Here is a 26,500-nt window from a genome sequence, read left to right as displayed (position 1 = left end):
CGGCGCGCCCGCGGGGGCCGCCGGCGCGGCCGACGCCCCCCCCGCGCCGGCCCCCGCCGCCCCCCGCCCCCCCGGCCGCGCCACCTCGAGCAGCGTCTGCGAGATGGCCAGCGGGGTGCGCAGCTCGTGGGAGGCGTTGGCGGCGAACCGCCGCTGCTCCGCGACGTGCGCCTCGAGCCGGGCGAGCATCCCGTCGAAGGCGTCGGCGAGCTCGCGGAACTCGTCCCGGGGGCCGGGCAGCCGGATCCGGTGGGCGAGGGATCCCTGCGCGGCCAGCCGGGTGGCGTCGGTGATCCGGGTGAGCGGGGCGAGCATCCGGCCGGCGAGCAGCCACCCGCCTGCCAGACCGAACCCCAGCAGGAACGCCAGGGCCGCGGCCGCCTTGGGGACGAAGGCCCGCTGGAGGTCCGACCGGTTGGGCACGAACAGCCCGGGGGTGCCCTCCCGGGAGCCGCCGGTGACGATCACGCCGTCGGGCACGTAGCGGAGCAGGAACAGCCACACGACCCCGAGGAGGAGCGTTCCGGCGAGCAGCAGGAAACCGGCGTAGCTGAGGGTCAGCCTGAGCCGGACGCTGGGGCCGGCAGCCCTATCCACGGTTCCCCCGCCCGGGTCCGGCGTCGATCCGGTAGCCGACGCCGGGGACGGTGGCGATGATCCCGGGTTCCCCCAGGCGTTTGCGCAGCGCCGACACCGTGATGCGCACGGCGTTGGTGAAGGGGTCGGCGTGCTCGTCCCACGCCCGCTCGAGCAGCTCCTCGGCGCTGACGACCCCGCCCTCGGCGCCGACGAGGACCTCCAGGACGGCGAACTGCTTGCGGGTGAGCGCGACGTAGCGGCCGTCCCGGTGGACCTCGCGCCGGAACGGGTCCAGGCGCAGCCCGGCGATCTCCCGCACCGGGGGCCGGCTGTGGGCCCGCCGGCGGTCGAGCGCGCGGAGCCGCAGCACCAGCTCCCGCAGGGCGAAGGGCTTGGTGAGGTAGTCGTCGGCGCCGAGCTCGAAGCCGCTGGCCTTGTCGTCGAGCCGGTCGGCGGCGGTGAGCATGAGGATCGGCAGGCCGCTGCCGGAGGCGACGATGTGCCGGGCGATCGCGTCACCGCTGGGCCCGGGGACGTCCCGGTCGAGGACGGCGATGTCGTAGGTGTTGACGCTCAGCAGCTCCAGCGCGGTGTCGCCGTCCGCGGCGAGGTCCGCCGCGATCGCCTCCAGGCGGAGCCCGTCGCGGATGGCCTCGGCCATGTAGGGCTCGTCCTCGACGACCAGTACCCGCACGCCGGCGATGCTACGAACGGCGGCCTATCGCGCGGATATCGGAAAACGCGAACGCTGCGGCGACACCGCGCCGTCTTCGCTCGCGGCATGACGACGAGGCAGGCAGGACGAGGAGCGGGGCGGGGGACCGGCGGCATCGTCGTCGCCGCCCTGCTGGTGGCGGTCGCGGCGGTCGCCGCGGTCCTCGGGTCGCAGTCGTGGACGGCCGGGGTGCCGGCCGGGCGGGGCGCCGCCGTGGCCGGCCCGGAGGACGGCGTCCTGCCCGAGGGCGCCACGGTCGACGACGACGGGCTGCCGGGGATCGCCCACCTCGATCCGGTGCTCCTGGGTGCCCTGCGCCGGGCCACCGTGGAGGCCCGGGCCGTGGGCATCGAGCTCACCGTGACGAGCGGCTGGCGGTCCGAGCGCTACCAGGAGCAGCTGCTCCGCGAGGCGGTCGCCGAGTACGGATCGGCGGAGGAGGCAGCCCGGTGGGTGGCGCCCGCGGAGACGTCGGCCCACGTGTCGGGCGACGCCGTGGACATCGGCCCGTCGTCGGCGATCTCGTGGCTGTCGCAGCACGGCGCCGGCCACGGGCTCTGCCAGGTGTACGCCAACGAGCCCTGGCACGTCGAGCTGCGCCCGGAGGCGGTCGAGCACGGCTGCCCGCCGATGTACGCCGACCCCACCGAGGACCCGAGGACGGTCGCCGCCCGGTGACCGCCTCCGGTCGATGCCCTGCAGGGGTGACACGATCGGGCCATGTCGTCACCGGAGGGGGCGGCCGGAGCCGGCACGGCGTTCGTCCTCGGTGGCGGAGGAGTGCTGGGCGCGGCCGAGGTCGGGATGCTGCAGGCACTGTTCGAGCGCGGCATCCGGCCGGACCTGGTCGTCGGCACGTCCGTGGGCGCGATCAACGGCGCGCTGGTCGCCGCCGAGCCGGCTTCCAGCGGCGTGGACCGGCTGCGCGCGGTGTGGGAGGAGCTGACCTCCCGGCGGATCTTCGCCGGGTCGGCGCTCGGCCGGATCGGCACGTTGCTGCGGACCCGCACCCACGTGCACTCCCCGGACCCGCTGCGGGAGCTGCTGGAGGCCCACCTGCCGGCACGGACGTTCGCCGAGCTCGCCGTCCCGTTCCAGTGCATCGCGGCCAGCGTCGAGCGGGCCGCCGAGCACTGGTTCACCGAGGGCGACCTGGTCGACGCCGTCCTCGCCTCGTGCGCGGTGCCCGGCCTGCTGCCACCCGTCGAGGTCGGCGGCGAGCACTATCTCGACGGCGGTCTGGTGCACAGCATCCCGGTCGGCCGGGCGGTCGCGCTCGGGGCCGGCACCGTCTACGTGCTGCACGTCGGCCGGATCGACAGCCCGCTCCGGCCTCCGGCCCGCCCCTGGGAGGTCGCCACGGTGGCGTTCGAGATCGCCCGGCGGCACCGCTTCGCCGCCGACATGGCCGCGCTCCCACCCGACGTGACGGTGCACGTCCTGCCCGCGGGCGACACGGCGCCGACCGCCACCGCCAACGTGCGCTACCGCGACTTCTCCGGCGTCCCCGCCCGCATCGAGCGGGCCCGCGCCGCGACCGGCCGGTACCTCGACCGGACGAGCCCCCAGGAGGCCTGAGGTGCTGCCACCACGCCGGGTGCGCCGGATCGCCGGCCCCCTCCTCGTCGGCGCCCTGCTGACCGCCGTCCTCCTGCTGCCCGTGCTCGTGCTGCTGGCAGCCGTGGCCTCGCTGTTCGCGCCGGGGCGCTGGCGCGTGCTGCGCCTGCTGTGCTTTGCGCTGCTGTACCTCGCGACGGAGGTGATCGGACTGCTGGCCGCGGGCCTGCTGTGGCTGCTGAGCGGCTTCGGCCGCCGGCTGGCCGGTCCCCGGTTCCAGGCGGCCCACTACACCGTGCTGCGCGTGCTCCTCGACGTCCTGATGCGCGCGGCGCAGCGGCTGTTCGCGCTCCGGCTGGTCACCGACGGCACGTCCTGGTCACCGCTGGACGACGGCGTGCCCGGCTCGACGAACGCCATGGTGGTGCTCTCCCGCCATGCCGGCCCCGGCGACTCGTTCCTGCTCGTGCACACGCTGATGAACCGCGACCACCTGCGCCGGCCGCGGATCGTGCTCAAGGACGTCCTGCAGTGGGACCCGCTGATCGACGTGTACCTCAACCGGCTGCCCAACTCCTTCGTCGGATCGGGCCCCGGGGCCGGTGACGCGGCCGCGGCGGCGATCGCCGGTCTCGCGCGGGACCTCGGTGAGGAGGACGCCCTGCTGATCTTCCCGGAGGGCGCGAACTTCACCCCGCGCCGGCGGTCCACGGCGATCCAGCGACTGCGGGACCGGGGGCTGCTGCGCGCGGTGCACCGTGCCGAGGGGATGCAGCACCTGCTCCCACCGCGCCCGGCCGGGGTCGCCGCGGCGCTGGAGGCGGCGCCGCACGCCGACGTGGTCTTCGTCGGGCACACCGGGCTCGAGCACCTCAGCACGGTGCGTGACCTGTGGCGCGGGTTGCCCATGGACAAGACCCTCCACCTGCGCTGGTGGTTCGTCCCGGCGGCCGAGGTCCCGCGAGGGGAGACCGAGCGCAGCGACTGGCTCTACCACTGGTGGGAGACGATCGACGACTGGATCGCCGCGACGCAGCGCGAGGAGGCGCGGCAGGCCCGGGCGTAGCCGTCAGCCGGTGCCCGAGGAGCTGCTGGGGAGGAGCCCCAGCGCCGTCGTCAGCGCGCCGTACAGCAGGGCCGGGCCGGTGTGCGGCAGCCGCCGGCCGGCGGCGGCCCGCTCCTCGCCGCGCCGGAAGGCCCACCGTTCCGCGGCGACCGCCCCGCGGACCGACAGGACGGCCACGGCGGCCGCGGCCCCCAGCAGGGCGGCCCGGGTGGCCGCCGGGAGCGAGCCGAACGCGGGAGAGGGCTGCCCCTGCTCGCCGGCCTCCCGGCGCGCGCGAGCGGCGGCGCGCGCGGCCCGCAGCTCGGGCACGGCCGTGGCGAGGGAGACCGCGGCGACCCCCGCCTTGACCCAGCCCCGGGCGGTCCGCGAGGCGAGGAAGTCGGGACTGGCGTAGTAGACGACGGTCGCCGCTCCGGAGACCAGCGCGGACGTCGTTCGCGAAGTCATGCCGCCATCCTGTCCCGCGCCCTTGACCTTGACACGGTGCCAACCTGCCTACTGCGGGCGGAGGTGACGTCGATGACCACGACGGGCGACATGCAGCTGACTTCCCGCCTGGCCGGGGCCCTGGGCGCCGGCGACCCGTCGGTCCGGCTCCGGGCCGCCCTGGCGGCCGGATCGGCCCCGGACCCGGCCCTGCTCGACCGGCTCGTCGAGCGCTGCGCGGACGAGCCGGACCCCTTCGTGCGGGACATGCTGTCCTGGGCGCTGACCCGCCTCCCGCCGGAGGTCACGCTGCCCCGCCTGCGCCGGGAGCTGGAGGCGGCGCGCCCCCAGGCCCGCAGCCAGGCACTGCACACGCTCTCCAAGATCGGCGAGCCCGGTCCGCGGGAGTGGATCACGCCCGGGCTGATCGGCGACCCCGACGACGAGGTGGCCCGGAGCGCGTGGCGCGCCGCGGTCGCGCTGGTGCCCGGGGACGCGGAGGAGCGGCGGCGCCTGGCCGGCGAGCTCGCCGGGCAGCTCGGTCGCGGCGGCCCCGAGGTCCAGCTGAGCCTCAGCCGGGCGCTGGTCGCCCTCGGCGACCTGGTCGAACCCGCCCTGGAGGCGGCGGCCGCCGATCCCGACCCCGCGGTGGCCGCCCACGCACGTGCCACCGGCCTGCTCCTGCAGGATCCGGACATGCGGTTCGCGGCGGCCGTCGAGGAGGCGAAGCGGGTGCTGGCACTCGGTCCGGGCCGGGCGGCGCGGTGCTGATCGGCGAGGTGTCCCGCCACTCGGGGGTGAGCACCCGGATGCTCCGGCACTACGACGCCCTGGGGCTGGTGCGGCCCACCGGCCGCACCGTCGGCGGCTACCGCGAGTACTCGGCGGACGACGTCCGCCGGATCTTCCACGTGGAGAGCCTGCGCTCCCTCGGTCTCACGCTCCGGCAGATCGGCCGCGCGCTGGAGGATCCGGCGTTCGCGCCGTCCGGCCTGGTGGGCGACCTGATCCGCTGGACCGAGGACCGGCTGGCGCGCGACCGGGAGCTGCTCGAGCGGCTCCGCGCGATCGACGCGTCGGCACCGCCCGGGTGGCAGGACGTCCTGCGGATCGTCGAGCTCCTGCAGGGGCTCGGCTCGGCCAGCGCCGCGCGCCGGCAGCAGGCCGCCCTGGCCCAGCCGGAGGGCGCCGCGCTCTCCGCCGAGGTGCTGGCCGGGGCCGTCCTCGCCGAGCCCGATCCCCACGTCGCGGGCGCGCTGCGCTGGGCGCTGGCCCGCGCCGACGGGAACGGCGTGGCGGCGCTGGCCGCCGGCGCGCGGGCGGACGACGTCGAGGTCCGACGGCGCGCGGTGCTCGCGCTCGCCGGGATGCCGCAGGCGCCGGGCGCGGCCGCGGTGCTCACCGCCGCGCTGGAGGACCACGACGCCACGGTGCGCGGGCACGCCGCGCTGGCGCTGGGCCGGCTGGGGGTGGCCGCGGCCGTCCCCGTGCTCGTCGGCATGGTGGTCGAGGGCGACCACGACGTCGAGGCGGCCGAGGCCCTGACGACGCTGTCCGCGGACCCCGCCGGCGCGGCCGGGATCCTCGGCGCGCTGGTCGACGAGCTCGACGCGCCGGGCGCGGGCACCGCGTCGCGGATCCGCCTGGCCCAGGTGCTCGTCGAGCTGCCGGGGGAGGCCCCGGGAGAGGTGCTGCGCCGGCTGGCCGGGGACGAGGACCGCGCCGTCGCCCTCGTCGCGTCGGCGTTCGTCACGGTCCGCGGGAACGGCTGACCGCCGCGGCCGGGCGGCTCTGGAGCAACGGCGGCCCGGGATGGTTGGCTGGCCCTCCACCTGCGAGAAGGGCCCACGATGTCGCTGCTGTCCACCGTCGCGGAGGCGCTGGCCTCCGGCTCCGTCGAGGTCGTCGACCTCACCGCGCCGCTGTCGTCCGAGACGCCGGTCATCGGACTGCCCCCGCAGTTCGCGCAGACGGCGCGGTTCGAGCTGGAGGAGCTCAGCCGGTACGACGACCGCGGGCCGGCCTGGTACTGGAACAACTTCCGCACCGGCGAGCACACCGGCACCCACTTCGACGCGCCCAACCACTGGGTGACCGGCAAGGACGGCGACGACGTCGCCTCGGTGCCGGTGCGGCGGATGGTCGCCCCGGCCGTCGTCCTCGACTTCTCCGAGCAGGTGGCCGGGGACCCGGACTTCCTCCTGGAGGTGGAGCACGTCCGGGAGTGGGAGGCCGCGCACGGCCCGCTGCCGGAGGGCGGCTGGCTGCTCTACCGCACCGGCTGGGACGCCCGCTCGGCCTCCCAGGAGGAGTTCCTGAACGCCGACGAGAGCGGGCCGCACACGCCCGGCATCTCGCCGGCGTGCGCCCGCTGGCTGGCCGAGGAGGCGCCGGTCATCGGGCTGGGCGTGGAGACCGTCGGCACCGACGCCGGCGCCGCGCACTCCTTCGACCCGCCGTTCCCCTGCCACGCCGCGCTGATGGGCAGCGGCAAGTACGGGCTGACCCAGCTGCAGAACCTCCACCGGCTGCCGCCGACGGGCGCGCTGGTGGTGGCCGCGCCGCTGCCGATCGTGGACGGCTCCGGATCGCCGGCGCGGGTGCTCGCGCTGGTCGAGCGCGGATGACCGTCGCGCGGGCGGTCGGGGAGACCCTCGTCCGCTGCGGTGTCGACACCGTCTTCGGCGTCGTCGGGTCGGGCAACTTCCTGACCACCAACGCGATGGTGGCGGCCGGCGCCCGGTACGTCGCGGCCCGCCACGAGGGCGGCGCGGCCACCATGGCCGACGCCTACGCGCGCACCAGCGGGCGGGCGGCGGCGCTCAGCGTGCACCAGGGCTGCGGGCTGACCAACGCGCTGACCGGCATCACCGAGGCGGCGAAGAGCCGCACCCCGCTGGTCGTGGTGACGGCGGAGGCGACCTCCCGCCGGTCGAACTTCTGGATCGACCAGGCCGCGCTCGCCGAGGCGGTCGGGGCGGTGCCGATGCGCGTCGACTCGGCCGGCGACGCCGTCGCCCGGGCGGCCGAGGCGGTCGGGACCGCCCGGGACGGGCGCCGCGTCGTCGTCCTGAACCTGCCGCTCGACGTGCAGGGTCACGAGGCGCCGGCCGCGCCCGCGGTGGCGCCGGCCGGTCAGGACGTCCCCGCGCCCGACCCGGACGCCGTGGCCCGGCTGGCCGACGCCCTGCGCCGCGCGCGCCGGCCGGTGTTCGTCGCCGGCCGCGGCGCCCGCGGCGCGCGCGCCGAGCTGGTGGCGCTCGCCGACCGGGGCGGCGCCCTGCTGGCCACGTCGGCAGTGGCCAAGGGCCTGTTCCGGGGGGAGCCGTGGGACCTCGACGTGTCGGGCGGCTTCGCCACGCCGCTGGCCGCCGAGCTGGTGTCCGGGGCCGACCTCGTGGTCGGCTGGGGATGCGCGCTGAACATGTGGACGACGCGGCACGGCCGGCTGATCGCCGACGACGCCGTCGTCGTCCAGGTCGACCTCGACGCCGACGCGCTCGGCGCGCAGCGCCCCGTCGACCTCGGGGTCGTCGGCGACGTCGGGGCCGTGGCGCGGGCCGCGGCCGCGCTGCTCCCCGGCCCCGCGACCGGGTACCGGACCCCGGAGGTGCGCCGCGCGATCGCCGAGCGGGGGCGCTGGCGGGACGAGCCGTACGACGACGCCGGCGGCGGCGGCCTGGTCGACCCGCGGACGCTGACCACCGCGCTGGACGACCTGCTGCCCGCCGAGCGCGTCGTGGCCGTCGACTCGGGCAACTTCATGGGCTACCCGAGCATGTTCCTCGACGTCCCCGACGAGGCCGGATTCTGCTTCACCCAGGCGTTCCAGTCGGTGGGGCTGGGGCTGGCCACCGCGATCGGCGCGGCGCTGGCCCGCCCCGACCGGCTGCCGGTGGCCGCCCTCGGTGACGGCGGGGCGCTGATGGGCGCCTCGGAACTGGAGACCGTCGTCCGGCTGGGGCTGCCGATGGTGGTCCTGGTCTACGACGACGCGGCGTACGGCGCCGAGGTGCACCACTTCGGCCCCGGCGGGCACGCGCTCGACACGGTGCGGTTCCCCGAGACCGACTTCGCGGCGATCGCCCGCGGCCACGGGTTCAGCGCCGTCACCGTGCGCGAGCCCGGCGACCTGGCGGCGGTGGGGGAGTGGCTGGCCGGGCCCCGCAGCACGCCGCTGCTGGTCGACGCCAAGGTGACCCGCGACCAGCCGTCGTGGTGGCTGGAGGAGGCCTTCCGCGGGCACTGACCGGTGCGGCGCCGCCGGTCCTGGCAGGGTGGTGGGCATGGTCGCGCCCGTCGTCGTGGTCACCGGCGCCAACGGCCTGGTCGGCACCGCGGTGTGCCGGGCGCTGGCCGGGCGGTCGGCACGGGTGCGCGCCGTCGTCCGCCGGTCCGGCAGCGCGCCCCGGCTCGGCGGGGTCACCGAGGTGGTCGGCGACCCCGCCGACGGCGACCTCGCCCGCGAGGTGACCCGGGGCGCCGACGCGGTCGTCACGACGGTCCACCCGATGGGCTCGCCCCGGGAGGTGCAGTACCGGGTGGGCGTCGAGGGCACCGCGGTGCTCGCCCGGGCGGCCCGGGACGCCGGCGTCGCCCGGCTGGTGCACGTGTCGACGACCGGCGTCTACGACCGCCGGGACGGCGACGGCGACATCGCCGAGGACGGTCCGCTGCTGCCCGAGGGCAGCGGCGCCTACCCCGACACCAAGAACGCCGCCGACGCCGCCCTGGCGCAGATCGGCGGGCTGGCGACCGTCCTGGTCCGCCCGCCGGCGATCCTCGGGGCCGGGGAGACGTCGGTCTGGAACACGCTGCGACCGCAGCGGATCCGCGACGGCGAGCGCCGGGCGAACCCGGCGCAGACCTGGGGCTGGGTGCACGTCGACGACCTGGCGGCCATGATCGCGGCCGTCGCGACCGGTGCCGTCGCCACCGCCGACGATCCGGAGCGCGGTCCCGTGGCCGGACGCGCCACTCCGGTCATCGTCGCCGGTGAGCCGGCCACGTGGCGGGACTACCTGGGCACGGTCACCGACGCGCTCGGCGTGGCCCCGGAGTGGACCGACGGGCCGGTCTGGACGGGGCGGCTGCGCACCGACCGGGCGCGGGCGTGGGGCTGGGCGCCGCGCGTCGGCCTGGCCCAGGCGCTGGAGGAGCTGCGGCGGGGCGTGGCAGCGCTCCCCAGGGCGTGACGAGGAGGATCGACGTGATCGACGACGTGATCGACCGCTGGCACCGCTTCCTGGCCGGGGAGCTCCCCGGGGGTCTCGACGAGCTGCTGGCCGACGACGTCGTCTTCTACTCGCCGGTGGTGCACACGCCCCAGCGCGGGAAGGCGATCACGACGCGGTACCTGGAGGCGGCGAACGCCACCCTGGTCGAGGGAGCGGACGGCGCCTTCCGGTACACGAAGCAGGTGCTGTCCGAGGACACCGCGGTGCTCGAGTTCGAGACGGGCGTGGCCGGCAGGCAGGTGAACGGCGTCGACATCATCCGCTGCGACGACGCCGGCCGGATCGTCGAGTTCCGCGTGATGATGCGGCCGCTCCAGGGGATCCAGGCCGTCCACGAGGAGATGGGCCGGCGGCTGTCCGCGGGGAGCTGAGCGCCCCCTACGCCTCGACGTCCATGCGCGCGACGACGTCCCCGTCGAAGGCGTAGACGTGGCGGACGTCGGCGACGGCGAGGATCGAGCCGGTCAGGTCGCGGACCACCTGGTGGACGCCGACCTCCACCGTGCCGTCGCTGCGCTCCGAGATGGAGGTGGGCCGGACGCTGGGGCGGATCTCGGCCCACTGGCGCTCCCAGTAGCGGCGGACGGCGTCGTGACCGACCGCGCGGCCGCCCTGCCACCCGTTGGGCCAGTCGACGTCCGGTGACATGGCGGCAATGACCGTGTCGATGTCGCGCGCGTTGAACGCGTCGTACAGCGCGCGCAGCAGGGTCTCGCGGTTCGCCGTCATGGCCGTGGCCTCCCGGTGGGACGTCGGAACGGATCGCCGCCGGCCACGGGGGGCGGCACGGCGCCTGGACCGTACTGGCGCCGGCGCCGTGGCAGGTGCATGCCGCGTGCGACGGCGGGGAACCGCCAGGGACATGACGGACCCCCGGCAGGACGCGGACGTGGAGCAGCGGCTGGCCCAGGACCTGGACCCCGAACGGCACAGCAAGCCGTCCGAGGGCGTGCCGCAGGACCTCGGCGACGACGACGCGGACGGCGGCTCCTCCGCGCCGGGCTGACGCCTCCGGGCGAGGGCCTGGACAGCTCGGAGGGCGCGACGGTCCAGATCCCGCTCCACCGGGCCGCGCGAGCACGGACGGAGGATCATCGGCCCGACCGACGGAACTCTTCTCTGCACGCTCGTGCCCGGTGAAGGAGTGGCGATGGCCGACAGGGGGGACGGCGGGTTCATCCGCACGCTCGGACGGTGGGACGTGCTGGCGGTCGCCTTCGGAGCCATGATCGGCTTCGGCTGGATCGTGCTCACCGGCGGGTTCCTCGAGAGCGCCGGCACGCTCGGCGCCGCCCTCGCCTTCGTCATCGGCGGGGTGGTGGTCGCCCTGGTCGGGCTGACCTACGCCGAACTGGTGTCCGCGATGCCGCACGTGGGCGGGGAGCACAACTACGCACTGCGCGCGATGGGCAGCCGGCCGGCGTTCGTGACCTCGTGGGCACTGGTCCTCGGGTACGTCTCCGTGGTGGCGTTCGAGGCGGTCGCCCTGCCGCAGACCATGCTCTACCTCTTCCCGGACATGCTCGTCGGGAAGCTCTGGACGGTCGCCGGATACGACGTCTACGCCAGCTGGGTCGCGGTGGGGGTCGTCGCGGCGGTCGTGATGACCGCGCTGAACTACGTCGGGGTCCGGCCGGCCGCGGTGTTCCAGAGCGTCGCGGTGCTCTTCCTCCTCGCGGTCGGCCTGGCCCTGGCCGTGGGGAGCTTCGTCGGCGGCAGCACCGAGAACATGCAGCCGCTCTTCACCGGCGGCGCCGCCGGGCTGATCGCGGTGCTGGTCGCGACGCCGTTCCTGTTCGTGGGCTTCGACGTCATCCCGCAGTCGGCCGAAGAGATCGACATGTCCTACCGGCGGATCGGCCAGCTGCTGCTGGTGTCCGTCGCCATGGCCGTCGGCTGGTACGTCCTGATCATGCTGACGGTCGGCTCGTCGCTGCCCGTCGGCGAGCTCGCCGCATCGGAGCTCGCCGCCGCCGACGGGATGGCCGCGCTCTGGAGCAGCGACCTCATGGGCGACATCCTGGTGCTCGGCGGCATCGCCGGCATCCTGACCTCGTGGAACGGCTTCCTCATCGGGGCCAGCCGGCTGCTCTACGCGCTCGGTCAGTCCGGCATGGTGCCGGCCTGGTTCGGCCGGCTGCACCCCCGGTTCCGGACGCCGGGCAACGCGCTGCTGTTCATCGGAGCACTCTCGGTGATCGCGCCCTTCTTCGGACGGCAGACCCTCGTGTGGATGGTCGACGCCGGCGGGCTGAGCATCACCGTGGCCTACATCATGGTGGCGGTGAGCTTCGTCGTGCTCCGGCGACGCGAACCGGACATGAGCCGCCCCTTCCGCGCACCCGGGGGCCAGGCGACCGGCGTCCTCGCCGCCGCGCTGGCCATCGGCCTCGGGGTCCTCTTCCTCCCCGGGATGCCGGCGGCGCTCATCTGGCCGTACGAGTGGCTGATCCTGGCCGCCTGGTGGGGGCTCGGGTTGCTGTTCATGCTCCGGCTGCCCTCGGTGGGACCCGGGCCGGACGCCGAGGCCCGGATCCTCGCCGCCCGCCGCCGCTGACGGGCGCGTCCGGTCCGGGGGGCGCGGAGAACGACAGAGCCCCCACGGTCGATGACCGCGGGGGCTCTCTGCTGTGTCCGAGGGGGGACTTGAACCCCCACGCCCGATAAAGGGCACTAGCACCTCAAGCTAGCGCGTCTGCCATTCCGCCACCCGGACGAGTGCGAGGGCAACGATACCCGACCGCCCCCGGCGCTCCGACACCCCCGTCCCCGCCCGGGGAGCGTGTCGCCGCCGTCCGTGCAGGCCACCGGCTGACCCAGCGGCAGCCGCCCGCTTACGCTCGCCCGATGGACAGCGCACCGCTCGCCGGGGCCCAGGCCGAGGTCGCCGAACTGCTCTCCGACCTCATCCGCATCGACACCACCAACACCGGCGACACCGCCACCGGCAAGGGTGAGCGGGCCGCGGCCGAGTGGGTCGCCGGCAAGCTCGACGAGGCCGGCATCGGCTCGCGGATCGTCGAGTCCGAGCGCGGGCGGGCCAGCCTGGTCGCGCGCATCCCCGGTACCGACCCCAGCCGCCCGGCGCTGCTGGTGCACGGCCACCTCGACGTCGTCCCCGCCGATCCGGCCGAGTGGAGCGTCCACCCCTTCTCCGGCGAGGAGCGCGACGGCTACGTCTGGGGCCGCGGCGCGGTCGACATGAAGGACATGGACGCGATGGTCCTGGCCCTGGTGCGGGACTGGGCGCGCACCGGCGTCCGCCCGCCGCGCGACATCGTGCTGGCCTACGTCGCCGACGAGGAGGCCGGCGGCCGCCTGGGCGCCCGCTTCCTCGTCGACGAGCACCCCGACCTGTTCGAGGGCTGCACCGAGGCGATCAGCGAGGTCGGCGGCTTCAGCATCACCGTCCGCGACGACCTGCGCCTGTACCTGGTGCAGACCGCGGAGAAGGGCCTGGCCTGGATGCGGCTGACCGCCGGCGGGAAGCCCGGCCACGGCTCGTTCGTGCACGACGACAACGCCGTCACCCGGCTCTGCCAGGCCGTCGCGCGGCTCGGCTCCACGCGGCTGCCGACCGTGCTCACCCCGCCGATGCGCCAGTTCCTCGACGCGGTCAGCGACGCCTACGGCGTCGAGATCGACCCCGACCAGCCGGAGGAGGCCCTCGCCCGCCTCGGCTCGATCAGCCGGATGATCGGCGCCGCGCTGCGCAACACCGCCAACCCCACGATGCTCGACGCCGGCTACAAGACCAACGTCATCCCCGGCACCGCGAGCGCCACGGTCGACGGCCGCTTCCTCTACGGCCAGGAGGAGGAGTTCGAGCGGCAGCTGGCCTCGCTGATCGGCGAGGGCATCCAGCGCGAGTGGATCGTCCACGACCAGGCGGTGGAGACGACGTTCGACGGGCCGACCGTCGACGCGATGGTCGCGGCGCTGAAGGCCGAGGACGACGGCGCCCGGCCGGTGCCCTTCACCATGAGCGGCGGCACCGACGCCAAGAGCTTCGAGCGCCTGGGCATGCGCTGCTTCGGTTTCTCGCCCCTGCGGCTGCCGCCGGACCTGGACTTCGCGTCGCTGTTCCACGGCATCGACGAGCGGGTGCCGGTGGAGTCGCTGCGCTTCGGCATCCGGGTGCTCGACCGGTTCCTCCGCAGCGCGTGGCGGGATCGGGGCGTGATGTGATCGGGGGCGTGACCTCTCCCACTCCGCCGCCCGGGTCCGTCGCGCTGATCACCGGGGGCACCGGCGGCTTCGGCCGCGCCCTGGCCGCCAAGCTGCTCGCCGCCGACGTCCGCGTCGTGCTCGCCGACCTCGACAGCGAGCGTGCCCGCGCGGTCGCCGCCGACCTCGGCGCGCCGTTGCTGCCGCTCGACGTCACCGACCGCGCCGCCAACCAGGCCGTCGTCGCCCAGGTCGAGGCCGAGCACGGCCGGCTCGACGCCGCCTACCTCAACGCCGGCATCTCCGCGGCGAAGACCGACGACGCCCTCGACATCGACGAGTTCATGCGCGTGGTCGCCGTCGACCTGTTCGGCGTCGTCTACGGGGTGGAGGCCGCCCGGCCGGCGATCGCCCGCGCCGGCGGCGGGGCCATCGTCGTGACCGCCTCGCTGGCCGGTCTCTCGCCGATGGCCACCGACCCGGGCTACAGCGTCGCCAAGGGCGGGGCGATCGCGTTCGTGCGGTCGATGGCGCCGCGCCTGGCCCGGGAGGGGACGACGATCACCGCGATCTGCCCCGGCTTCGCCGACACCGCGATCATCGACCGCATCCGCGACCAGTTCACCGCCGCCAGCTTCCCGGTGCTGACCGCCGACGAGGTGGCCGACGCGATGATCGCCGCCTGGACGGCCGGTGAGCCGGGCGCGGCCTACGTCGTCCAGCCCGGCGTCGGCACGGTGCCCTACCGGTTCAAGGGCGTGCCGGCCGCGCGGACGGCGACCGGTGAGACCGCCGTCGTGCCCGAGGCGCTGCGGCCGCCGGAGATGCGTTAGTCCACCCGCGGCTTCGTGCAGCGGAAGAGGAACGCCGGGGGCACGTTCCACGGCGACAGCCGGGTGGTGACCGACTCGAACCGGCGGCGCAGCTCGCCGAGCATCACCGGCGAGTACTGGATGACGAGCACGTCGCCGCCGGGGGCCACCGTCCGCGGGAGCACGTCGAGGATGCGCCGGCGCAGCGCCGGGGCCAGCGACGTGTAGGGCAGCGCGGAGACCACGACGTCGGCCTGCCGGCCGTCGAGGTGCTCGGCGAGGTTCTCCGCGGAGTCGCAGACCACGTGCAGCCGCGGATCGCGGTACCGGCCGGCCAGCAGCGACGCCAGCGACGGGTCGATCTCCACCGACACCAGCTCGGCCTCCGGGCCGAGCCGGGCCAGCAGCTCGCCGGTCTGCACGCCGGTGCCGGCGCCGAGCTCGACCACCAGCTTGGCGGTCGGCAGGTCGGCGAGGTCGAGCATGTCGCGCACCGCCCACCGGGAGGTCGGCAGGATCGCACCGACCTGGCGGGGGTTGGCGACGAAGGCGCGGAGGAACTGCAGCCGGTCGGCCAGTTGTCGGTTCACAGGGGGCTCCTCCCGGGCGAGGGGTCCGGGCGATCGCCCACCGGGGACCCTGACACGGCGGCGCCCGCACGTCGACCGGAGCGGGACCCCGTGACCGGTGTCACGCCGGTTCTGGCAGGGTCCGGACCATGCGTGCATGGCGGGTCCACTCCCTCGGCGACCCCGCGGAGGTCATGACCCTCGACGAGGTCGAGCAGCCCACTCCCGGTCCCGGGCAGGTGCTGGTCCGGGTGCGGGCGGCGGCGCTGAACTTTCCCGACGTCCTCATGGCGCGGGGCACCTACCAGGTGCGCCCGCCGCTGCCCTTCACCCCGGGCGTGGAGCTGTGCGGCGAGGTCGTGGGCACCGGCCAGCGGGTCGTCGGCGGCCCGTCGGGCGGGCCCGGTGCGTTCGCCGAGTACGTGCTCATGGACGAGGCCAACGCCTGGCCGGTGCCCGACCCGATGCCCGACGAGAAGGCCGCCGCCCTCTACCTGACGTACCAGACCGGTCACGTCGGGCTGCACCGCCGGGCGCACCTGCAGCCGGGGGAGTGGCTGCTCGTGCACGCCGGCGCCGGCGGTGTCGGCTCGGCCGCCATCCAGCTGGGCCGGGCCGCCGGGGCGCGGGTGATCGCCACCGCCGGGGGAGCGCGCAAGGTGGAGGTCTGCCGGGAGCTCGGCGCCGAGCACGTCGTCGACTACACCAGCGAGGATTTCGTCGGCGTGGTCAAGGAGGTCACCGGCGGGCACGGGGCGGACGTCGTCTACGACCCGGTGGGCGGCGACGTCTTCGACCGCTCGCGCAAGTGCGTCGCCTTCGAGGGCCGGATCGTCGTCGTCGGCTTCACCAGCGGCCGCATCCCCGACGCGCCGGCCAACCACGCGATGGTCAAGAACTACAGCGTCGTGGGCCTGCACTGGGGCCTCTACCGGCAGAAGGAGCCGTCGCTCATCGGCGAGGTCCACGCCGACCTGGTGCGGATGGTCGAGCGCGGCGAGGTCGATCCGCTGGTCGGCGCGGTCCTGCCGCTGGACCGGGCGCCGCAGGCCATGGCCGCGCTCGCCGAGCGCGGCACGGTCGGGAAGGTCGTGCTCGTCCCCTGACGGGGACTAGATGACCGGGCCGGGCAGGTAGGACAGCCGCGCCCGGCGGCGCAGGATCACCTTGCGCGTGCCGTCGGGATGCAGCTGCAGGCGGGCCAGCTCCCATCCGCCGGTGTCCGCCTGCAGGCTCAGCATGGTCGCCGCCGCGGACCGGGACGTGCCCGGCGGGATCCGCAGCGGCGCGAACTCGTACTCTCCCGCGACCGCCTCCATCCTCGCGATTGTGCACGCCGGTCACCTGCTCGTCACCCGCGCGATCGCTCCCGTCCTGCCGTGCGACGTCTCCGGCGGCAGGATGGAGGGCGGCCCCAGCCCTCGACGACGGAGGTACGTGTGACCGAGTTCGCCGGTACGGACGGCGCCGACGACGCCGACCGCGCGGAGCAGCAGGCCCTGGTCGACCCGCCCGCCGTGGGCACCGCCGCGGAGGCGGCCGCCCCCGGTGACGGCGTGCCCGAGGCCGACGCCCTGGAGCAGCAGCTCGCCGCCCGGCCGGGGGAGGCGGGCAGTCCGCTGCGCCCGGTCGGCGACCGGGAGGCCAACGACGCCGACGTCCTCGAGCAGGAGGCGGAGGTCCCGCTGGACGACGACGAGGACCTCGCCGACTGACCCACCCGAGCCGCCGACCTGCGGCGATGCCCCGGATCGGGCACGATCGCCGGTCGTGACGGCGGTGCTGGTCGTGTGCGGCATCGCCGTCGGCCTGCCGCTGCTGGCCCTGCTCGCCGCCCGCTGGTCGGGCTGGTCCCGCCTGCGTCCCGGCCGGGCCGGCGAGCCGTGGACGGAGATCATGCAGCGGCACCGGCTGACCGGGCCGGAGATGCACCGGCTGGCGCGGCACGTCGGGCTCTCCGCCGAGTGGCCGGTGCGGCCGCCGGAGGATCCCGCGCTGCGCGCGGCCGCCGTCGACTGGTTCGGGTGGGACCTGCGCCGCGCCGAGGAGCGGGCTGCCCGGCCCGGCGTGCGCGGGCTGCTGGTCCGCGGAGCCGAGGCGCCCTGGCGGGCGGGCCTGCGGCGGGCGATCGCCCGGCACGGCGGCTCGGCGGAGCCGGTGCGGCGGCCGTGACCGGCCTGGTGCTGCTCGTCGTCGGGCTGCTGGTCGGCGTTCCGCTGCTCGCGTGGTGGATCGGCGGCCGGCCGTTCTGGGCGCGGCTGCGCGGCCGGCCCGAGCGGGATCCGTGGGGCGACCTGGTGCGCCGGCACCGGCTGACCCCGGGCGAGGCCGCCCGCATCGGCGCCGCGGTGCCCCGCGGGGTCCGCTTCGACGACGCCCGGCTGCGCGCTGCCGCCGTCGAGTGGGCGCACGAGCTGCTCGACACCGCGGGCAACCAGTGGCCCCGCAGCGCCCGGGGCCGGCGGCTGCTGGTCGGTGCCGCCGTCCTGTGGGCCGCGGCCGTCGTCGGCTGGGCGGTCTCCCGCGTGGTCAGCGGCCATGCGGGCGACGTCAACTGGGTCATGGCCGCGGTGTGGACCGCCGCCGGCATCTGGCTCGTGCGCCGGCGGCGAGGGCTGCGCCGCACGCTGGCCCTCAACGAGCCCGACCCCGCCGACGCCCGCGACGCCTGACCCCGCGGCGGCGCTCCACCGCCGGTCCCGCATGCTGCGGGCGTGGCGCTCGCACTCTCGATCATCGTGCTGCTGGCCTTCGGGCTGCCCCTGCTGGCCTGGTACGTGGGCGGGCGGCGGTTCTGGGCCTCGGCCGGCGGGGCGTCGTCGGGGACCACCTACACCGACATGGTCCGCCGCCACCGGCTGACGCCGGCGGAGATCCCGCAGGTGCAGCGGGCGATGTCCCGCGGCCGCGCGCTGACCGAGCCGCGGCTGCGCCGCGCCACCGCCGACTGGGCGCAGGCCGGCCTGACGGCCCTGGACGAGCAGCGGCGCGCGCATCCGCGCCGGGCCGCCGTCGTGCGCACGCTGCTGCTACTCGGAGGAGTGCTGCTGCTCGTCGGCGCCGCGCTGGCCGTGGCGCGGGGGAGCGGCGCGCACCTGTTCGTGCTCGTCCTCGCGGTGGTCAACCTCGGCAACCAGGCGGTGCTGCCCTGGCTGCTGCGCCGCAACCTGCAGCGGGCGGTCGACCGGAACACCGGCCCGGCCGCCGCGTCCTGACGACTTCCCCTCGACGCCCCAGTTTGGTTAGGCTCCCCTAACTCAACCCGAGGGGGAGCGCATGACCCGACCGCAGCCGGCCGCCGTCCCGACCCTGGCCGCGCCCGCCGAGCGCGCCCGCACGGTGGCCACCCGGGCCGCCGCGGCGCTGTGCGTCGCCGGCCGTGAGCCCGGCCGGCCCCTGGCGCACGCCACCACCGCCGACGGCCGGGTGCTGGTGCTCGTCCCCGACGACGGCGAGGTGATGCGCACCCTGCAGGCCGGCGCCACCTCCGACGTGACGGCGCTGCTGATGGTCAGCGACCGCGCGCCGGTGCCGCTGCGCGACCCGGTCCGCGCCCAGCTCTGGCTGTCCGGCTGGCTCACCCCGGTGCCGGCGCACGACCGCCGCGAGGCCACGCTGGCCTTCGCCGACGTCCGGCCGGCGGGCGAGCTGCTCGACGTCGGCCGCGGGACGACGCTGCTGCGGCTGGACCTCGCGGAGGTCGTGCTCGGCGAGCACGGCGCCTGCACCGAGGTCGGCCTGCCCGAGTACGCCGCCGCCCGCCCCGATCCGCTGGCCGCCGTCGAGGCCGACATGCTCACCCACCTCGACCGCGACCACCCCGAGGTGCTCACGCTGCTCCGCAGCCGCATCCCGGCCGGCGCCGTCGGCCCGCGGGACGCCGTCCGGCCGCTGGGGCTGGACCGCTACGGCTACCGGCTGCGGATCGAGCGCCCGGCCGGGCACGCCGACGTCCGCATCCCGTTCCCGCGGCCGCTCGGGTGCGCCGGCGAGCTCCGCGCGGCCACCGCCCAGCTGCTGTGGGCCGCCCGGGCGGCGCTGCGCCGGCAGGGCTGACCCGGGGGCCTCACCCGAGGTTCTCGGCGAGCAGCCGGGCCAGCCGGGTGCGGCGCGGCCGGACGTCGACCTCCCGCACCGCCCGCGCCAGCGCCGCGCCGCTGGCGTGCACGATCGACAGGTGTGACTGCGCGCGGGTCAGCGCGGTGTAGACCAGCGGCCGCGACAGCATCCCGCCGGCCTCCGGCGGCAGCACCACGACCACGCCGGGCCACTCCGAGCCCTGCGCGCGGTGCACGGTGATCGCCCAGCCGTGCCGCAGGTCCGACAGCGCGGTGCCGGTGACGGTGACCGGACCGGACGCGAACGCGACGTCGAGCGACCCGTCGCCGGTGCCGGTGACCACCCCGGTCTCGCCGTTGGCGAAGCCGATCGGCTCGAGGTCCAGGTGGTTGGCGGTGGCCACGACCCGGTCGCCGACGTCGAAGCCCCACACCGTGCCGTCGCCGGGGTTGAGCTTCGCCTTGAGCGCCTTGTTGAGCTCGATGGTGCCGGCCGGGCCGCGGTGCACCGGCGTCACGACCTGCACGGTGCCCGGGTCGATGCCGAGGGCCCGCGGAATGGAGTCGGTGACCAGCTGCACCACGCGGCGGGCGGCCTCGGCGCTGCCGGTGGCCGGCACCACGACCACCTCGCGGTCGGGGGAGTCGACCGGCGGGAGCTCGCCGGCCCGGACGGCGTTCGCCAGCCGCGCGATCGCCCCGCCCTCGGCCTGCCGGTAGAGGGTGGTCAGCTCGGTGACCGGCACGACGCCGGAGTCGATGAGGTCGCCCAGCACGTGGCCCGGGCCGATCGAGGGCAGCTGCGCCGGGTCGCCGACCAGGAGCAGGTGGGTGCCGTCCTGGCAGGCCTCCAGCAGCGCGGCGGTGAGCTCGACGTCGAGCATCGAGGCCTCGTCGACGACGACGACGTCGGCGTCCAGCGGCCACTCCTCGTTGCGGGCGAAGCCGCCGGAGAAGCCCTGCGCGCCCAGCAGCCGGTGCACCGTGACCGCCGGGTGGTCGGTCAGCTCCTCCAGGCGCTTGGCCGCCCGCCCGGTCGGCGCGGCCAGTGCCACCTCGGTGCCCTTGGCCATCAGGAGCTTCACGACGGCCGCGACCGTGCGGCTCTTGCCGGTGCCGGGGCCACCGGTGAGCAGGGAGACGCCGGCGCCGAGCACCTGGGCGACCGCCTGCCGCTGCGCCTCGTCCAGCCCCTTGGCCACCGACCGCACCGCGGCCGGATCGGCGATCCGCTCGGCGGTGGCGGCCAGCCGGGCCACGTTCTCGGCCACGGCCTCCTCGGCCATGCCGTAGCGGGCCAGCGACACCATCCGCAGCGCGGGGTCGGGTTCGGGGAGCTCGTCGAGGTCGGCGTCCTCGTCCAGGTCGGGTTCCGGCGGCTCGTGGTCGAGCACCTCGCCGGACTCCACCGCCGCGACGATCGCGGCGGCCGGGTCGGCCATGCCCTCGGCGCGCAGCGCGGCCACCACGAGATCGACCGGCAGCACGGTGTGCCCGTCGCGGGCGGCGGTGCGCAGGGTGAGGGAGACGATCGCCCGGCCGCGGCGGCTGTCCTGCCGGTCGGCGCGGGGGAGGACGGCGATCGCCAGCCGGTCGGCGTCGGCGAGGGTGACCCCGGTCAGCGCGAGCAGCGCCCACGGGTCGTCGCGCAGCCGGCGGGCGGCGTCCTGGCCGAGCGCGTCGGCGGCGGAGGCGGCCAGCTTGGCGTCCAGGCCGGCGCCGACCAGCAGCGCGACGACGTCGTAGGTCGGCTGGGCGGACAGGAAGCCGGAGAACAGCCGCTCGGCGCGCTGCCGGCCGACCCGCGGCAGCTTGAGCAGCCGAGCGGCGGTGACGTCGTCGGGGCCGGTGATGCCGGCCGCGGGCAGCTCGGCCGCCGTCCGCTTGCCCAGCCCCGGCCACAGGCCGGCGGCGCAGAAGGCGGTGAAGACCGGGTCGCCGGCAGCCGGCGCGGGGGCGGCGTCGCTCACCGGTCGTACCGCCGCTCGGGATAGCCGAAGGGCGGCGCGGAGACGTCCTCCAGGGCGGTGCGGATCGCCGCGGGCAGCCGCACGGCCTCGGCGTCCAGCGACACCTGCAGCTGCTGGGCGGTGCGCGCGCCGACCACCGGAGCGGCGACACCCGGCCGGTCGCGCACCCAGGCCAGCGCGACGGCCAGCGGCGTGGTGCCCAGGCCCTCCGCCGCGGTGATGACCGCCTCGACGATCCGGTCGGACGTCGCCGAGCGCAGCCCGTCGATGAACCCCTGCCACTGCGGCGAGGCCCCGCGGGACTCCGACGGCGTGCTGTGCCGGTACTTGCCGGTCAGCAGCCCGCGGCCCAGCGGCGACCAGGCGAGCACGCCCAGGCCCAGGTGCTCGGCGGCCGGCACCACCTCGCGCTCGACGCCGCGCTGCAGCAGCGAGTACTCGACCTGCGTGCTCACCAGCGGCACCCGGCCGGGCCAGGCCCGCTGCCAGGTGGCGGCCTGGGCCGTCTGCCAGCCGGTGAAGTTGCTGACGCCGACGTAGCGCACCCGGCCGCTGGCCACCGCGGCGTCGCAGGCGGCCAGCGTCTCCTCCAGCGGGGTCACCTCGTCCCAGGCGTGCAGCTGCCAGAGGTCGACGTGGTCCAGGCCCAGCCGGTCGAGGGAGGCGTCGAGGGCGGCCAGCAGGTGCCCGCGGGAGGCGCCGCGGCCCATCGGGCCGTTCGCCGTCCGGCCGACGGCCTTGGTGGCGACCAGCACCTCCGAGCGGGGGACGACGTCGGCCAGCAGCCGGCCGAGCACCCGCTCGCTCTCCCCGTCGCAGTACACGTCGGCGGTGTCGACCAGCGTGCCGCCGGCGTCGACGAAGGCGGTGAGCTGCATGGCCGCCTCGTCCTCGTCGGTGTCCCGGCCCCAGGTCATGGTGCCCAGCGCCAGCCGGGAGACGACCAGCCCGCTGCGTCCGAGCGCCCGTTGTTCCACGACCGGCCAACCTACCGGCGCCCGGCGGCCCGGGCCGGTGGGCACGGCCGACCGGTGGACGACGCGCCGAGCGGTGGGCGACGCGCCCGGGGGATGCCGGGAGGGCCGCCTAGGCTGGCTCCCCGTGCTGTCCGGAGCCCGCCCCGTCCCTGCCCCGATGTCCGCCGGCCGGGCGGGCTGAGCGCGATGGGCTGGTTCGAAGCGGTCGTCCTCGGCGTCGTCCAGGGGCTCACCGAGTTCCTGCCGATCTCCTCGAGCGCCCACCTGCGCGTGGTGGGGGAGGCCTTCGGCTGGGGTGACCCCGGTGCGGCGTTCACCGCGATCACCCAGATCGGCACCGAGGCCGCGGTGCTGCTCTACTTCCGCCGCGACATCGCCCGGATCGTCGTCGCCTGGCTGGCCTCGCTGGCCGGCAAGCGCAAGGGCGACCCCGACGCCCGCATGGGCTGGCTGATCATCGTCGGCAGCATCCCGATCGTGGTCCTGGGCCTGCTGTTCCAGGACCGCATCGAGACCACCCTGCGCGACCTGCGCATCGTGGCGATCGCGCTGGTCGCCTTCTCGCTGGTCCTGTACTGGGCCGACCGCGTGGGCCGCAAGCAGCGCGAGCTCCGGGACCTCACCGTCGGCCACGGCATCGCCTACGGGCTGGCCCAGGCCGCCGCGCTGATCCCCGGGGTCTCCCGCTCGGGCGGCACGATCACCATGGGCCTGTTCCTCGGCTACTCGCGGGCGGCCGCGGCGCGGTACTCGTTCCTCCTCGCCGTTCCCGCCGTCCTCGGATCGGGCTTCTTCCAGGTCTACGAGGTGCTCACCGGGGGCGTCGCCGGCGAGACCGTCGACTGGGGCCCGACGATCGTGGCCACCGTCCTGGCCTTCGGCATCGGGCTGACCGTCATCGCCTGGCTGCTGCGCTACCTCGACCGGGGCAGCTTCACCCCGTTCGTCGTCTACCGGGTGGTCCTGGGCCTGACCCTGCTCGCGCTGGTCGGCGCAGGGGTGCTGGCACCGACCTGAGCGCGGAAGGGCCCGGCTGCTCCCCGCCGCCCGCGAGCTCGCGGCGGGACCCTGCAGCCCGGCCATAAGCTGCGCGGATGACCACCGTTCTCCTGCTGAGGCACGGCCGGACGACCGCCAACACCGGCGGCGTGCTCGCCGGCTGGACCCCCGGGGTGCAGCTCGACGAGACCGGCCAGGCGCAGGTGCAGGCGGTGGCGCAGCGGCTGGCCCCGGTGCCGCTGGCCGCGGTGGTCAGCAGCCCGCTGGAGCGCTGCCGGCAGACCGCCGGCGCCGTCCTCGAGGGGCGGTCGCTGGAGCTGCGGACCGACGACCGGCTGGGCGAGGCCCGCTACGGCGACTGGACCGGCCGGCCGATCAAGGAGCTGGCCAAGGAGCCGCTGTGGAAGGTCGTGCAGCAGCACCCGTCCGCGGCGGTCTTCCCCGGCCCCGAGGGCGAGGGGCTGGCGCAGACGCAGGCCCGCGCGGTGGCCGCCGTCCGCGCGTGGAACGCCACGCTCGGCCCCGAGGCCGTGTGGCTGGCCTGCAGCCACGGAGACGTGATCAAGGCCGTCCTGGCCGACGCGCTGGGCCTGCACCTGGACCAGTTCCAGCGGATCGTCGTCGACCCGGCGTCGATCTCGGTGGTCACTTACACCGACACCCGGCCGTTCGTCGTCCGCATGAACGACACCGGCGGGGACGTCGCCGCGCTGATCCCTCCGAAGAAGAAGGGCCGCCGCCGCAAGGCCGCCGACTCCGACGCCGTGGTCGGCGGCGGGGCCGGCGCGACCGTCTGACCTCGGCGCCCGCCGCGCCGCGTCGCCGTCCCCGCGTAACCTGGGCACGTGCCCCGACAGGTCTTCCTCTTCGACCGCCCGTCCCGGTTCGTGGCCGGCACGGTGGGCCAGCCGGGAGACCGCACCTTCTACCTCCAGGCCTCCGACGACACCGGCCGCGTGGTCAGCGTCGCCCTCGAGAAGAGCCAGGTGCAGGTGCTCGCCGAGCGCATGGCCGAACTGCTCGACGAGGTGGCCACGCGCCCCGGCGCGGCCATCCCCGCCGACGTCGAGGTCGACGACCTCGATCCGCTCACCGCGCCGGTCGACGAGGAGTTCCGCGTCGCCGCCATGGGCCTGGCCTGGGACGGCGAGGCGCAGGCCGTCGTCGTCGAGGCCGTCGCCGCCGGCGAGGAGCCGATCGAGGAGGACGCGATCCTCTCCGACAGCGAGGAGGGCCCCGACGCCCTGCGGGTGACCATCAGCCCCGGTGCCGCGCGTGCCTTCGTCGCCCGCGCCCGCCGGGTGGTCGCCGCCGGCCGGCCGGCCTGCCCGCTGTGCTCGCTGCCGCTGGACCCGACCGGGCACGTCTGCCCACGGCAGAACGGGTACCGCCGCTGACCGGGCAGCCGGCCGAGCCCGTGCCGGACCTGCGCGCGCCCGACGGGGACGGTGAGGCCCGGGCCCTGCTGCTGGACGGGGAGATCGACCTCGAGGGCCGGATGCTCGACGCGAGCAACGTGACCCTGTTCGGCACCATCCGTACCGGCACGCTGACCGCGGAGTGCGTGTACAAGCCGGTGGCGGGGGAGCGGCCGCTGTGGGACTTCCCCGACGGCACCCTCGCCGGCCGCGAGGTCTCGGCCGCACTCGTGTCCGAGGCCACCGGCTGGCGCGTGGTGCCCCCGACGGTGCTGCGCGACGGGCCGTTCGGCCCGGGCATGGTGCAGCTGTGGGTGGACGGCGACCCGGAGGTCGACCTCGCCGCGTTCGTCCGCTCAGACCACCCCGGGCTGCGCCGCATGGCCGTCTTCGACGCCGTGGTCAACAACGCCGACCGCAAGGGCGGGCACATCATCCCGACGCCGGACGGGCACGTGTACGGCGTCGACCACGGCATCTGCTTCTCCGTCGACCCCAAGCTGCGCACCCTGCTGTGGCGCTGGGCCGGCAAGCCGCTGCCCGTGGGCGCCCTGGAGGTGCTCGAACGGCTCGACGACGAGCTGCGCGGCGACCTCGGCGAGCAGCTGCACGAGCACCTCACCCGCCGCGAGGTGCGCTGCACCCAGCAGCGGGTGGCCACGCTGCTGCGCACGCAGGTGCACCCCGAGCCGAGCGGGGAGTGGCCGGCGCTGCCCTGGCCGCCTTTCTGACCGCAGCGTGTGCGCTCAGGCGGCGGTTCCGGGGCCGTTCTGCGGCCGCAGCGCACGCACCGGGACGGCCCGGCAGGATCGGGGCATGCCGCACCGGTCGCGCCTGTCGATCCTCCTGCTCGACCTCCCGCCGGACCAGCACGCCGTGGGCAGCCTGTTCTGGGCCGAGGCCACCGGCCGCACCGCCCAGCCGCAGCCCGACGACCCCGACTGGGCGGTGCTCGGCCGGTTCGCCGAGGGCTTCCACCTGGAGGTGCAGCGCACGGGGGAGGGAACGCCGGCGCGCTGGCACCTCGACATCGAAGCCGACGACATCGAGGCCGAGGTGACCCGCCTGGAAGGGCTGGGGGCGAAGCGGCTGCGCTTCGTCGAGAGCAGCGAGCAGGGCGGCTGGTGGCAGATGACCGACCCGGTGGGGCTGGTGTTCTGCGTGGTCGGCGTCCAGCACCCCGACGAGTTCGACCGGTTCGCCGTCAGCTGGCCCTGAGCCTCACTCCAGCCGGACGCGGTCGATCATCGCCGCGGCCTGCAGCCCGTCGCCGTGCACGGTGAGCACCTCCAGCGGCACCCGCCGCCACACCGCCAGCAGCAGGTCGCCGGCGGTGCCGGTGAGGGTGGCCACCGGGAACGGCCGGCTGCCGGGGAAGAGGACGCGCTCGGCGTCGGCGTCCACGGCGTGCAGGACGACGGGGTGCGCGTCCTCCGGCGGGCCGTCCGGGAGGACGCCGGGCACGATCACCTGCAGCCACTCGTCGAGCCCGTCCAGGCCGACGTCGGCGGGGATCGGCCGGACGTCGCCGAGCACCTGCTCGACGTCGACGGCGTGGACCACCGCCTCGTGCACCTGCCGGCGCAGGACGAACGCGACGTCCTGCTGCGGGGCCCAGGTCCAGACCCGCTCGGCGGGGTCGGCGCCGGCCAGCACCGTCTCCAGCTCCGCGGCGTGCCCGGCCAGGCAGCCGAGCAGCTCGTCGTCGGGACGGCGGGCCGGCTCGACGTAGGTGGATGGGTCGGCTGCCCGCGTGCGCACCACCCACGCCCAGAAGTGCTGCACCGAGGCCACGTGCCAGACCAGGTCCGACAGCCGCCACCCCGGACAGCCGGGCACCGGCGCCGACCAGCCGCGGGCCAGCACGGCCTCCGCCGCGGCGTCGGCGAGGCGGGCGTCGGTGCGCTGGAGCACCGGCAGGTACTGGTCCACGTCCACGTTCGCCTCCAC

33 protein-coding genes and 1 tRNA gene are annotated in these 26,500 nt (G+C 76.0%); 24 read left to right on the top strand and 10 right to left on the bottom strand.

Annotation, left to right across the window (positions count from 1 at the left end; translation table 11 throughout):
- Window positions 1-597, bottom strand: a 597-nt coding sequence (locus ACI79R_RS06785) for a HAMP domain-containing protein (RefSeq protein ID WP_456572825.1), incomplete at its 3' end; no start/stop codon positions are given.
- The gene (locus ACI79R_RS06780; protein ID WP_456572824.1) at window positions 590-1,273 is read right to left on the bottom strand and encodes a response regulator transcription factor; all 684 of its coding nucleotides are present in this window, start codon (window positions 1,271-1,273) and stop codon (window positions 590-592) included. The genes ACI79R_RS06780 and ACI79R_RS06785, both read right to left, overlap by 8 nt.
- Before the next feature lie 87 nt (window positions 1,274-1,360).
- On the opposite strand from ACI79R_RS06780, the gene ACI79R_RS06775 reads away from it, so the two are divergent.
- Genes ACI79R_RS06775 through ACI79R_RS06765 form a run of 3 tightly spaced genes read left to right on the top strand, consistent with a single transcriptional unit; the run spans window position 1,361 to window position 3,917 of the window.
- Window positions 1,361-1,972: a M15 family metallopeptidase gene (locus ACI79R_RS06775; RefSeq protein WP_456572823.1), complete on the top strand. Its 612-nt coding sequence runs from the start codon at window positions 1,361-1,363 to the stop codon at window positions 1,970-1,972.
- Between the two features lie 42 nt (window positions 1,973-2,014).
- A complete protein-coding gene (locus ACI79R_RS06770; RefSeq protein ID WP_456572822.1) occupies window positions 2,015-2,872 on the top strand; it encodes a patatin-like phospholipase family protein in 858 nt (285 codons plus the stop codon).
- A 1-nt stretch (window position 2,873) separates the two neighbouring features.
- A complete protein-coding gene (locus ACI79R_RS06765; protein WP_456572821.1) occupies window positions 2,874-3,917 on the top strand; it encodes a 1-acyl-sn-glycerol-3-phosphate acyltransferase in 1,044 nt (347 codons plus the stop codon).
- 3 nt (window positions 3,918-3,920) lie between these two features.
- Here the strand turns inward: ACI79R_RS06765 and ACI79R_RS06760 are convergent, their stop codons facing one another.
- Window positions 3,921-4,364 (bottom strand): hypothetical protein, encoded by a 444-nt coding sequence (locus ACI79R_RS06760; RefSeq protein WP_456572820.1) that lies wholly within the window; start codon window positions 4,362-4,364, stop codon window positions 3,921-3,923.
- Window positions 4,365-4,436: 72 nt separating this feature from the next.
- On the opposite strand from ACI79R_RS06760, the gene ACI79R_RS06755 reads away from it, so the two are divergent.
- From ACI79R_RS06755 to ACI79R_RS06730, 6 genes are all read left to right on the top strand, one after another.
- Window positions 4,437-5,114: a HEAT repeat domain-containing protein gene (locus ACI79R_RS06755; RefSeq protein ID WP_456572819.1), complete on the top strand. Its 678-nt coding sequence runs from the start codon at window positions 4,437-4,439 to the stop codon at window positions 5,112-5,114.
- Complete coding sequence (locus tag ACI79R_RS06750; RefSeq protein WP_456572818.1) at window positions 5,108-6,115, top strand: MerR family transcriptional regulator; 1,008 nt, start codon at window positions 5,108-5,110, stop codon at window positions 6,113-6,115. Before ACI79R_RS06755 ends, ACI79R_RS06750 begins: the two co-directional genes overlap by 7 nt.
- A gap of 78 nt (window positions 6,116-6,193) precedes the next feature.
- Window positions 6,194-6,970 carry a cyclase family protein gene (locus ACI79R_RS06745; protein WP_456572817.1) on the top strand — a complete coding sequence of 259 codons (777 nt, stop codon included), beginning with the start codon at window positions 6,194-6,196 and terminating at the stop codon, window positions 6,968-6,970.
- Complete coding sequence (locus ACI79R_RS06740; RefSeq protein ID WP_456572816.1) at window positions 6,967-8,592, top strand: thiamine pyrophosphate-binding protein; 1,626 nt, start codon at window positions 6,967-6,969, stop codon at window positions 8,590-8,592. Before ACI79R_RS06745 ends, ACI79R_RS06740 begins: the two co-directional genes overlap by 4 nt.
- Before the next feature lie 37 nt (window positions 8,593-8,629).
- Complete coding sequence (locus ACI79R_RS06735) at window positions 8,630-9,538, top strand: NAD-dependent epimerase/dehydratase family protein (RefSeq protein ID WP_456572815.1); 909 nt, start codon at window positions 8,630-8,632, stop codon at window positions 9,536-9,538.
- Between the two features lie 14 nt (window positions 9,539-9,552).
- Entirely contained in the window at window positions 9,553-9,951 is a 399-nt protein-coding gene (locus ACI79R_RS06730) for a nuclear transport factor 2 family protein (protein ID WP_456572814.1), read from the top strand.
- A gap of 7 nt (window positions 9,952-9,958) precedes the next feature.
- Here the strand turns inward: ACI79R_RS06730 and ACI79R_RS06725 are convergent, their stop codons facing one another.
- Window positions 9,959-10,309 carry a nuclear transport factor 2 family protein gene (locus ACI79R_RS06725; RefSeq protein WP_456572813.1) on the bottom strand — a complete coding sequence of 117 codons (351 nt, stop codon included), beginning with the start codon at window positions 10,307-10,309 and terminating at the stop codon, window positions 9,959-9,961.
- Between the two features lie 133 nt (window positions 10,310-10,442).
- Between ACI79R_RS06725 and ACI79R_RS06720 the strand changes: the two genes are divergently transcribed.
- A complete protein-coding gene (locus ACI79R_RS06720; protein WP_456572812.1) occupies window positions 10,443-10,586 on the top strand; it encodes a hypothetical protein in 144 nt (47 codons plus the stop codon).
- A gap of 144 nt (window positions 10,587-10,730) precedes the next feature.
- Window positions 10,731-12,137, top strand: coding sequence for an APC family permease (locus ACI79R_RS06715; protein WP_456572811.1), 1,407 nt, complete (start codon window positions 10,731-10,733; stop codon window positions 12,135-12,137).
- A 74-nt stretch (window positions 12,138-12,211) separates the two neighbouring features.
- On the opposite strand, the gene ACI79R_RS06710 is transcribed toward ACI79R_RS06715, so the two are convergent.
- A tRNA-Leu gene (locus tag ACI79R_RS06710) sits at window positions 12,212-12,296 on the bottom strand.
- 131 nt (window positions 12,297-12,427) lie between these two features.
- Here ACI79R_RS06710 and ACI79R_RS06705 point away from each other — a divergent pair.
- Window positions 12,428-13,768: a M20/M25/M40 family metallo-hydrolase gene (locus ACI79R_RS06705; protein ID WP_456572810.1), complete on the top strand. Its 1,341-nt coding sequence runs from the start codon at window positions 12,428-12,430 to the stop codon at window positions 13,766-13,768.
- A gap of 8 nt (window positions 13,769-13,776) precedes the next feature.
- Window positions 13,777-14,580: an SDR family oxidoreductase gene (locus ACI79R_RS06700; protein WP_456572809.1), complete on the top strand. Its 804-nt coding sequence runs from the start codon at window positions 13,777-13,779 to the stop codon at window positions 14,578-14,580.
- Here ACI79R_RS06700 and ACI79R_RS06695 read toward each other — a convergent pair.
- Complete coding sequence (locus ACI79R_RS06695; protein WP_456572808.1) at window positions 14,577-15,149, bottom strand: class I SAM-dependent methyltransferase; 573 nt, start codon at window positions 15,147-15,149, stop codon at window positions 14,577-14,579. The two genes, ACI79R_RS06700 and ACI79R_RS06695, sit on opposite strands and share 4 nt — an antisense overlap.
- Window positions 15,150-15,277: 128 nt before the next feature.
- Here ACI79R_RS06695 and ACI79R_RS06690 point away from each other — a divergent pair, with 128 nt between their 5' ends.
- Window positions 15,278-16,234, top strand: a complete 957-nt coding sequence (locus tag ACI79R_RS06690) for an NADPH:quinone oxidoreductase family protein (RefSeq protein ID WP_456572807.1) — start codon at window positions 15,278-15,280, stop codon at window positions 16,232-16,234.
- Between the two features lie 6 nt (window positions 16,235-16,240).
- On the opposite strand, the gene ACI79R_RS06685 is transcribed toward ACI79R_RS06690, so the two are convergent.
- Window positions 16,241-16,447 carry a DUF5703 family protein gene (locus tag ACI79R_RS06685; RefSeq protein WP_456572806.1) on the bottom strand — a complete coding sequence of 69 codons (207 nt, stop codon included), beginning with the start codon at window positions 16,445-16,447 and terminating at the stop codon, window positions 16,241-16,243.
- 120 nt (window positions 16,448-16,567) lie between these two features.
- On the opposite strand from ACI79R_RS06685, the gene ACI79R_RS06680 reads away from it, so the two are divergent.
- The 5 genes from ACI79R_RS06680 to ACI79R_RS06660 all read left to right on the top strand — a co-directional run bounded on the left by ACI79R_RS06680 (window position 16,568) and on the right by ACI79R_RS06660 (window position 19,184).
- Window positions 16,568-16,843 (top strand): hypothetical protein, encoded by a 276-nt coding sequence (locus ACI79R_RS06680; RefSeq protein WP_456572805.1) that lies wholly within the window; start codon window positions 16,568-16,570, stop codon window positions 16,841-16,843.
- A gap of 55 nt (window positions 16,844-16,898) precedes the next feature.
- Window positions 16,899-17,300, top strand: coding sequence for a hypothetical protein (locus tag ACI79R_RS06675; RefSeq protein ID WP_456572804.1), 402 nt, complete (start codon window positions 16,899-16,901; stop codon window positions 17,298-17,300).
- A complete protein-coding gene (locus tag ACI79R_RS06670) occupies window positions 17,297-17,800 on the top strand; it encodes a hypothetical protein (protein WP_456572803.1) in 504 nt (167 codons plus the stop codon). The genes ACI79R_RS06675 and ACI79R_RS06670 overlap by 4 nt, the downstream gene beginning before the upstream one ends.
- 42 nt (window positions 17,801-17,842) lie before the next feature.
- Window positions 17,843-18,343, top strand: a complete 501-nt coding sequence (locus ACI79R_RS06665) for a hypothetical protein (protein ID WP_456572802.1) — start codon at window positions 17,843-17,845, stop codon at window positions 18,341-18,343.
- 61 nt (window positions 18,344-18,404) lie between these two features.
- Window positions 18,405-19,184 carry a DUF2470 domain-containing protein gene (locus tag ACI79R_RS06660; protein ID WP_456572801.1) on the top strand — a complete coding sequence of 260 codons (780 nt, stop codon included), beginning with the start codon at window positions 18,405-18,407 and terminating at the stop codon, window positions 19,182-19,184.
- A gap of 10 nt (window positions 19,185-19,194) precedes the next feature.
- On the opposite strand, the gene ACI79R_RS06655 is transcribed toward ACI79R_RS06660, so the two are convergent.
- On the bottom strand, window positions 19,195-21,156 hold the full coding sequence (locus ACI79R_RS06655) for an AAA family ATPase (RefSeq protein WP_456572800.1): 1,962 nt from the start codon (window positions 21,154-21,156) through the stop codon (window positions 19,195-19,197).
- Window positions 21,153-22,133 (bottom strand): aldo/keto reductase, encoded by a 981-nt coding sequence (locus tag ACI79R_RS06650; RefSeq protein ID WP_456572799.1) that lies wholly within the window; start codon window positions 22,131-22,133, stop codon window positions 21,153-21,155. The genes ACI79R_RS06655 and ACI79R_RS06650 overlap by 4 nt, the downstream gene beginning before the upstream one ends.
- A 186-nt stretch (window positions 22,134-22,319) precedes the next feature.
- Here ACI79R_RS06650 and ACI79R_RS06645 point away from each other — a divergent pair, with 186 nt between their 5' ends.
- The 5 genes from ACI79R_RS06645 (at window position 22,320) to ACI79R_RS06625 (ending at window position 25,768) form a co-directional block, all read left to right on the top strand.
- Window positions 22,320-23,150 carry an undecaprenyl-diphosphate phosphatase gene (locus tag ACI79R_RS06645; protein WP_456572798.1) on the top strand — a complete coding sequence of 277 codons (831 nt, stop codon included), beginning with the start codon at window positions 22,320-22,322 and terminating at the stop codon, window positions 23,148-23,150.
- 77 nt (window positions 23,151-23,227) lie between these two features.
- The gene (locus ACI79R_RS06640; RefSeq protein ID WP_456572797.1) at window positions 23,228-23,929 is read left to right on the top strand and encodes a histidine phosphatase family protein; all 702 of its coding nucleotides are present in this window, start codon (window positions 23,228-23,230) and stop codon (window positions 23,927-23,929) included.
- Window positions 23,930-23,977: 48 nt separating this feature from the next.
- Complete coding sequence (locus ACI79R_RS06635) at window positions 23,978-24,529, top strand: DUF3090 family protein (protein ID WP_456572796.1); 552 nt, start codon at window positions 23,978-23,980, stop codon at window positions 24,527-24,529.
- A gap of 20 nt (window positions 24,530-24,549) precedes the next feature.
- Window positions 24,550-25,281 (top strand): SCO1664 family protein, encoded by a 732-nt coding sequence (locus ACI79R_RS06630; RefSeq protein WP_456572795.1) that lies wholly within the window; start codon window positions 24,550-24,552, stop codon window positions 25,279-25,281.
- Between the two features lie 85 nt (window positions 25,282-25,366).
- Window positions 25,367-25,768, top strand: coding sequence for a VOC family protein (locus tag ACI79R_RS06625; protein WP_456572794.1), 402 nt, complete (start codon window positions 25,367-25,369; stop codon window positions 25,766-25,768).
- A gap of 3 nt (window positions 25,769-25,771) precedes the next feature.
- Here ACI79R_RS06625 and ACI79R_RS06620 read toward each other — a convergent pair whose 3' ends face one another.
- A complete protein-coding gene (locus ACI79R_RS06620; RefSeq protein ID WP_456572793.1) occupies window positions 25,772-26,488 on the bottom strand; it encodes a maleylpyruvate isomerase family mycothiol-dependent enzyme in 717 nt (238 codons plus the stop codon).
- Window positions 26,489-26,500 lie beyond the last annotated feature (12 nt).

Source organism: Blastococcus sp. SYSU D00820, assembly GCF_054050695.1.
This window is presented reverse-complemented; position numbering and strand designations above follow the sequence as displayed.

Coding starts and splice junctions, on each gene's coding strand:
- ACI79R_RS06775 (WP_456572823.1), top strand. CDS start 1,361: ATGACGACGAGGCAGGCAGGACGAGGAGCGGGGCGGGGGACCGGCGGC.
- ACI79R_RS06770 (WP_456572822.1), top strand. CDS start 2,015: ATGTCGTCACCGGAGGGGGCGGCCGGAGCCGGCACGGCGTTCGTCCTC.
- ACI79R_RS06760 (WP_456572820.1), bottom strand. CDS start 4,364: ATGACTTCGCGAACGACGTCCGCGCTGGTCTCCGGAGCGGCGACCGTC.
- ACI79R_RS06755 (WP_456572819.1), top strand. CDS start 4,437: ATGACCACGACGGGCGACATGCAGCTGACTTCCCGCCTGGCCGGGGCC.
- ACI79R_RS06745 (WP_456572817.1), top strand. CDS start 6,194: ATGTCGCTGCTGTCCACCGTCGCGGAGGCGCTGGCCTCCGGCTCCGTC.
- ACI79R_RS06740 (WP_456572816.1), top strand. CDS start 6,967: ATGACCGTCGCGCGGGCGGTCGGGGAGACCCTCGTCCGCTGCGGTGTC.
- ACI79R_RS06735 (WP_456572815.1), top strand. CDS start 8,630: ATGGTCGCGCCCGTCGTCGTGGTCACCGGCGCCAACGGCCTGGTCGGC.
- ACI79R_RS06725 (WP_456572813.1), bottom strand. CDS start 10,309: ATGACGGCGAACCGCGAGACCCTGCTGCGCGCGCTGTACGACGCGTTC.
- ACI79R_RS06720 (WP_456572812.1), top strand. CDS start 10,443: ATGACGGACCCCCGGCAGGACGCGGACGTGGAGCAGCGGCTGGCCCAG.
- ACI79R_RS06715 (WP_456572811.1), top strand. CDS start 10,731: ATGGCCGACAGGGGGGACGGCGGGTTCATCCGCACGCTCGGACGGTGG.
- ACI79R_RS06705 (WP_456572810.1), top strand. CDS start 12,428: ATGGACAGCGCACCGCTCGCCGGGGCCCAGGCCGAGGTCGCCGAACTG.
- ACI79R_RS06690 (WP_456572807.1), top strand. CDS start 15,278: ATGCGTGCATGGCGGGTCCACTCCCTCGGCGACCCCGCGGAGGTCATG.
- ACI79R_RS06685 (WP_456572806.1), bottom strand. CDS start 16,447: ATGGAGGCGGTCGCGGGAGAGTACGAGTTCGCGCCGCTGCGGATCCCG.
- ACI79R_RS06660 (WP_456572801.1), top strand. CDS start 18,405: ATGACCCGACCGCAGCCGGCCGCCGTCCCGACCCTGGCCGCGCCCGCC.
- ACI79R_RS06645 (WP_456572798.1), top strand. CDS start 22,320: ATGGGCTGGTTCGAAGCGGTCGTCCTCGGCGTCGTCCAGGGGCTCACC.
- ACI79R_RS06640 (WP_456572797.1), top strand. CDS start 23,228: ATGACCACCGTTCTCCTGCTGAGGCACGGCCGGACGACCGCCAACACC.
- ACI79R_RS06625 (WP_456572794.1), top strand. CDS start 25,367: ATGCCGCACCGGTCGCGCCTGTCGATCCTCCTGCTCGACCTCCCGCCG.